The organism is Pseudotabrizicola sp. 4114 (assembly GCF_031457365.1).
Classification (GTDB): domain Bacteria; phylum Pseudomonadota; class Alphaproteobacteria; order Rhodobacterales; family Rhodobacteraceae; genus Pseudotabrizicola.
In genome coordinates this window covers 1-6,050 of record NZ_JAVDWP010000034.1, presented here as the reverse complement: position 1 = coordinate 6,050, position 6,050 = coordinate 1, and the positions used below count along the sequence as shown (strand labels likewise).

Here is a 6,050-nt window from a genome sequence, read left to right as displayed (position 1 = left end):
AGCGTCATCCTGATGAACCCGCCCTTCTCGGTGGTAGCCAATGTCGATGGTCGGACGTCTGAGGCGACAGCGCGGCACTTGCGCTCGGCGCTTGTGCGGCTTGCGCCGGGGGGGCGTCTGGTTGCGATCACCGGTGCCAGTTTCGCGCCTGACGCGCCAGCCTGGGCTGAAACCTTCACGCGGCTGACCGAGACCGCACATCTGGTCTTTACTGGCGCGGTGTCGGGGGCTGCCTTCGCCAAGCATGGCACCAGCTTCGAGACACGGATCTCGGTCTTTGACAAGTGCCGTGGCGGCGAGCAGAGCGGCGTCGCCGTTGATCTGCTCCAGCCGATGTCCCCGGGCGTTGCGCATCTTCTCTCTCGGATCACCGCTGAGGTCCCGCCGCGTCTCGATCTGGATCACCTCGAACCAGCAGGGCAGATCCGTTCTTCGCTCTTCCCGGGAAATCCTTCCCGCACCACGGGCACGGCCATCAGCACATCGCGCGCGACCCCTGCGGCCCAGCCCCACCAATCCAGTGCACAAATCGAGGCTGAAGATCTGGCCTATACGCAGCGCGATGCGACTGAGGAAGCCAATACCGCGCGCCTTTCTGACGCGATCTACGAGACCTTCCGCCTGCAGGCGATCGACATTCCCGGGGCGGCCCCGCACCCGACCAAGCTCGTGCAATCGGCGGCGATGGCCTCGGTCGCGCCCCCGAAACCTTCCTACCGCCCGAAACTCCCCGCCGCCGTGCTGCGCGACGGCCTGTTATCCGACGCGCAGCTTGAGACCGTGATCTACGCGGGCGAAGCGCATTCTGCGCAACTTGCCGGCTCGTGGACTGTCGATGAAACCGGTGACATGGTCTCGGCCGCGCCCGACGATGCCGTGGACGCCATCCGCTTCCGTCGTGGCTTCTTCCTTGGCGATGGCACCGGCGCGGGCAAGGGCCGCCAGTCGGCCGGGATCCTGCTCGACAACTGGGCACAGGGACGGCGCAAGGCACTCTGGATCTCGAAAAGTGACAAGCTTCTGGAGGATGCACAGCGCGACTGGTCGGCCCTTGGCCAGGAGCGGCTTCTGGTGACGCCGCTCTCGCGCTTCGCCCAGGGCCGCGACATCCCGCTGACCGAGGGCATCCTCTTCACCACCTACGCGACGCTGCGCTCTGAAGAACGCGGTGCCAAGAAATCCCGCGTCGATCAGATCGTCGACTGGCTCGGGGCGGATTTCGACGGGGTGATCCTGTTTGACGAAAGCCATGCCATGGCGAATGCCGCAGGGTCCAAGGGCGAGCGCGGTGACACCGAGGCTTCGCAGCAGGGCAGGGCGGGCCTGCGCCTGCAGCACAAGTTGCCCAATGCGCGCGTCGTGTATGTTTCGGCCACGGGCGCGACCTCGGTCCATAACCTCGCCTATGCGCAGCGCCTCGGCCTTTGGGGCGGCGAGGACTTTCCGTTCGCCACCCGGGCGGAATTCGTCGAGGCCATTGAGGCGGGCGGCGTGGCGGCCATGGAAGTGCTCGCGCGCGACCTGCGGTCGCTTGGTCTCTACACCGCGCGCTCACTCTCCTATGACGGCGTCGAATACGAGATGCTCGAGCATGCCCTGACCCCCGAGCAGCGCGGCATCTACGATGCCTATGCCGGGGCCTTCGCCATCATCCACAACAACCTCGCCGCCGCGATGGAAGCGGCAAACATCACCGGTGAGAACGGCACACTGAACCGGCAGGCCAAGTCCGCTGCGCGGTCTGCTTTCGAGTCCGCCAAGCAGCGCTTCTTCGGCCATCTGCTCACCTCGATGAAAACCCCCACCTTGATCGCCGCCATCGATGCCGATCTCGCCGCAGGCCACGCAGCCGTCATCCAGATTGTCTCGACCGGTGAGGCGCTGATGGAAAGGCGCCTGTCGGAGATCCCGACCGAGGAGTGGAACGACATCCGCGTCGACATCACCCCGCGGGAATACGTCATGGACTACCTTGCCCATTCCTTTCCGGTGCAGCTCTACGAGCCCTTCACCGACAGCGAGGGCAATCTGTCCTCCCGGCCCGTCACCCGCGATGGCCAGCCAGTGGAATGCCGCGCAGCTGCCCGCAGGCGCGACGCGCTGATCGAGCATCTGGCCTCGCTTCCGCCAGTGCCCGGCGCGCTGGACCAGATCGTCCAGCGTTTCGGCACGGATGTGGTGGCCGAGGTCACGGGCCGCTCGCGCCGCATCGTGCGCAAAGGCGAGGGGCACGCGGCCCGGCTGGTCGTGGAAAGCCGGGCAGGCTCGGCCAACCTCGCGGAAACCGCAGCCTTCATGGATGACCAGAAGCGTATCCTGATCTTCTCAGACGCCGGTGGCACGGGGCGCAGCTATCACGCCGATCTCGGGGCGAAGAACCAGCGCCTGCGGGTGCATTATCTGCTGGAACCCGGTTGGAAGGCCGATGCGGCCATCCAAGGCCTCGGGCGCACCAACCGGACCAACCAGGCGCAGCCGCCGCTGTTTCGGCCGGTGGCCACCGATGTGAAAGCAGAGAAGCGATTCCTCTCCACCATCGCCCGCCGCCTCGACACGCTGGGGGCCATCACGCGCGGCCAGCGCCAGACCGGCGGACAGGGGCTGTTCCGGCCCGAGGATAACCTCGAGAGCCCCTATGCCCGCGATGCGCTGCGCCAGCTTTACCGCCGGATCTATCGCGGCGATGTGGCGGGTTGCTCGCTCGGGGCCTTCGAGGACGCCACCGGCCTCAGCCTGACCGATGACAACGGGCTGAAAGACGACCTGCCCCCCATTACGACCTTCCTCAATCGTCTGCTGGCGCTGACGATTCATATGCAGGGCATTCTGTTCACCGCTTTCGAGGAGCTTCTGGCGCAGCGAATCGAGGGTGCCATCGCTGCCGGGGTTTATGACCTCGGGCTCGAGACGCTGCGCGCCGAAAGCTTCCGCGTCACAGACGCACGGGTGATCTACACGCATCCCGGCTCCGGTGCCGAAACCCAGCTTCTGACCATCGCAGAAAAGCGGCGCAACACGCCGACCTCGCTCGCGGATGCGATCGACTGGCTCGACGACCCCAAGGCACGCCTTCTGGTCAACAGCCGGTCGGGGCGTGCGGCAGTGCAAGTACCCGCCACCAGCCTGATGCTGGATGACGGTACCATCGAGCCGCGCTTGCGCCTGATCCGCCCAACAGAGGCGAGCACGGTCCCGGTCAGGATGATGGACGACACCCATTGGCTGGAGGCTGATCGCGCGGCCTTCACTGCCGCTTGGACCGCGGAGCTGGCTGAAGTGCCGGAGTTCAGCGAGTCCACGCTGCACATCGTGGCGGGGCTGCTGCTGCCGATCTGGAAGCAGCTCCCCCAAGATGAGACCCGCGTCTACCGGCTGCAGACCGATGACGGTCAGCGCATCATCGGCCGCCGTGTCTCGCCCGCTTGGGTCGCGACCACGTTGGCGGAAGATGCGCCAAAGCTGACGGCCGCGCAGGTCCATGCCCTCGTTCTGGAGGGCAACACCGTCGTGCGCTTGGCCGAAGGGATGGAGTTGCGCCGTTCCCGCGTCATGGGGGTCAACCGGATCGAGCTTTCCGGATTCATGGAAGCGCAGAAGGACCGGCTCAAGGCCGATGGCTTTTTCTCGGAGATCATCAGCTGGAAGCTGCGCCTCTTCTGTCCGACGCATTCCGGCGGTGTGAAAGTGCTCGATCACCTGCTTGCACGTTTTCCCATCCAGGGTCTACATGCACGCAAAGGTTGTTAATCGTGTGTGCCATGTCATTGGAAACAGAAGAGATACTGCGAGACCTCTCGCAAAATGCCGAAAGCGTCTGCCGTCACTATCTTCCCGCCGGGAGGCGGGAAGGCTCTTACTGGATGGTTGGCGATTTGCAGAACAATCCAGGCCGCTCGCTGTTTGTCAGGCTGACTGGTCCCACTTCGGGGGCCGGTGCCGCCGGAAAATTCACCGACAGCGCAACAGGCGAACACGGTGACCTCCTCGACATCATTCGCGAACGCACGGGCATCACCCGTTTTCCCGATCTTCTGGCCGAGGCCAGGGTGCATCTTGGCCGTCCGCAGCCGGTTCTCCCAAATGCCAATTCCCCGCGCAGCCCAAAATCCCCCTCGGGTACACCCGCAGCGGCATCGCGCTTGTTTGCGGCCTCGGTGTCTTTGGCTGGCTCTCTGGCAGAAGCCTACCTGCGCGCCCGTGGCATCACCCAAGCGGTGCCGAGTGCAACCCTGCGCTTCCACCCGAAGTGCTGGCATCGGGATGATGGTCAGACCAAGCCTGTGCCCAGACCGGCGCTGATCGCTGCGGTCACCGATGGGGCAGGGGCCTTGCAGGGTGTGCATCGCACTTGGTTGGCGTCTGACGGACAGGACAAGGCGGCAGTCGAAACACCGCGGCGGGCTATGGGTCACCTCCTCGGCAATGCCGTCAGGATCGCCCCCGAAGATCAAACCCTCGTGCTGGGGGAAGGCATCGAGACCATGCTGTCCGTGCGCGAGGCTGTACCTTCCTTGCCGGTCTGGTCGGCGCTCTCGTCGTCTCACCTCGGGGCTGTCATCCTGCCCGCAGGGTTGCAGCGCCTCTACATCGCCCTCGACCGCGATCCGGCGGGGCAGCGCGCGGCAGAAAGGTTGACCGCCAGAGCAAGTGAGGCCGGGATTGCCGTACGGGTCCTCGAGTCGCGCCTCGGGGATTTCAACGATGATCTCCGTGCCCACGGCGTTGATGCGCTGCGCCAGCATCTGGCAGAGCAGATCGACCTCAAGGATCAGCATCGGCTGACGATTTGATCTCGGAAAGCGCAAAGGCAGTCAGGGAGCGGGGCAGGGGGTCAAGCATCGCTTGAGGAATCGGGTCGCGTCTATTCCCTCATCACGGTTGTCGAACCCGCCCGACACCCGCACGTCCTTCAAGAGATGGGCAGGCGGCCGTCAAAGGGGCCGCCCCTTCAAGGACGGAGGGCAACTGATTTCCGCCGGCGGGGACGAGCCCCGCCTTTGCATCGCGAGACAAATCAGCCGCCCCCCGTCCTCCTCCACATGCGTTCCGGCCCCGAAGGCGGGGTGAAGGGGCGTCCCCAGTGACAGCTTTCGCAGCCCATGAAGGCCGCGCGGGATGTCGCGCGGGCCCGAGCAGCCGGAGGCAAAAGACCATGACGACCCAATTCCAGAGCGAGGATTTCGACCGCAGCCCCGCCCTTTCCCAGACGGCTCAAGCGCTTCAGGAGCTTCAGCTCTACGGCACCCGTGCGTTCCAGGACGAGATCGATCTGCGCCCGATGCCGGAACCCGAGCGTCTCATCGATGCGGTCAGTGATATCTTCGATTCCCTCGTCGCGACCCTTGGCGACACCCGCATGGAACCCGACCTCGAAGAGTTGCTCTGGGGCCAGGTCAACCTTTTCCACCGCGCCGTCGCCCGCACGGAACGCCTGCTCGGCGACAATGAAGTGGCGCAACACCGCTTGCAGCGCGAACAGGACGGCTCCGAGGTGAAATCGACCGAACTCGAGCGCCTGACGGCCGAAGGCACCAGCCTCGTCGAACGGCGGCATTGTCTGGAAGCCTTCCGCGACCGCAGCGCTGAGGCCTTTGAGTTGCACACCGGTTCGACCTGGCGACCACGCTCTGGCTCGATGGTGAACCACCGCCACCTGACGGCGGCCCTGATCGACAGCCGCGACTTCCTCTCCGCCAAGCGCCGCTCTGAAACCGAAGTGATGTTCCCCCAAGGCACCAAGATCGCCCTTACCGGCGGGACCGACTTCAACGATCACCGTCTGATCTGGGCCAAGCTTGATCAGGTTCAGGCCAAGTATCCCGACATGGTCCTTTTGCACGGTGGCAGCACCAAGGGGGCCGAACTCATCGCCGCCAAATGGGCCGATGCCCGCAAGGTCACGCAGGTCGCCTTCAAGCCAGACTGGACCAAACACGCTAAAGCGGCACCCTTCAAGCGCAACGACGCCATGCTGGACGTGCTCCCCGTAGGCGTTCTCGTCTTCCCGGGCAATGGCATCCAGGAAAACCTCGCCGACAAGGCCAAGAAGC

General features: G+C 65.0%; 3 protein-coding genes. All 3 read left to right on the top strand.

Annotated features, from left to right (window positions below; translation table 11 throughout):
* On the top strand, positions 1-3,747 hold a 3,747-nt coding region (locus J2X53_RS22240; protein WP_349039677.1), incomplete at its 5' end, for a strawberry notch family protein.
* Positions 3,748-3,758: 11 nt separating this feature from the next.
* Positions 3,759-4,790 carry a toprim domain-containing protein gene (locus J2X53_RS22235; protein WP_349039676.1) on the top strand — a complete coding sequence of 344 codons (1,032 nt, stop codon included), beginning with the start codon at positions 3,759-3,761 and terminating at the stop codon, positions 4,788-4,790.
* 362 nt (positions 4,791-5,152) lie between these two features.
* Positions 5,153-6,050, top strand: an 898-nt coding sequence (locus J2X53_RS22230; protein ID WP_349039675.1) for a DUF2493 domain-containing protein, incomplete at its 3' end; no start/stop codon positions are given.

Bases quoted from the DNA above. Each gene is read 5' to 3' on its own strand.
- J2X53_RS22235 (WP_349039676.1), top strand. From the start codon at position 3,759: ATGTCATTGGAAACAGAAGAGATACTGCGAGACCTCTCGCAAAATGCC.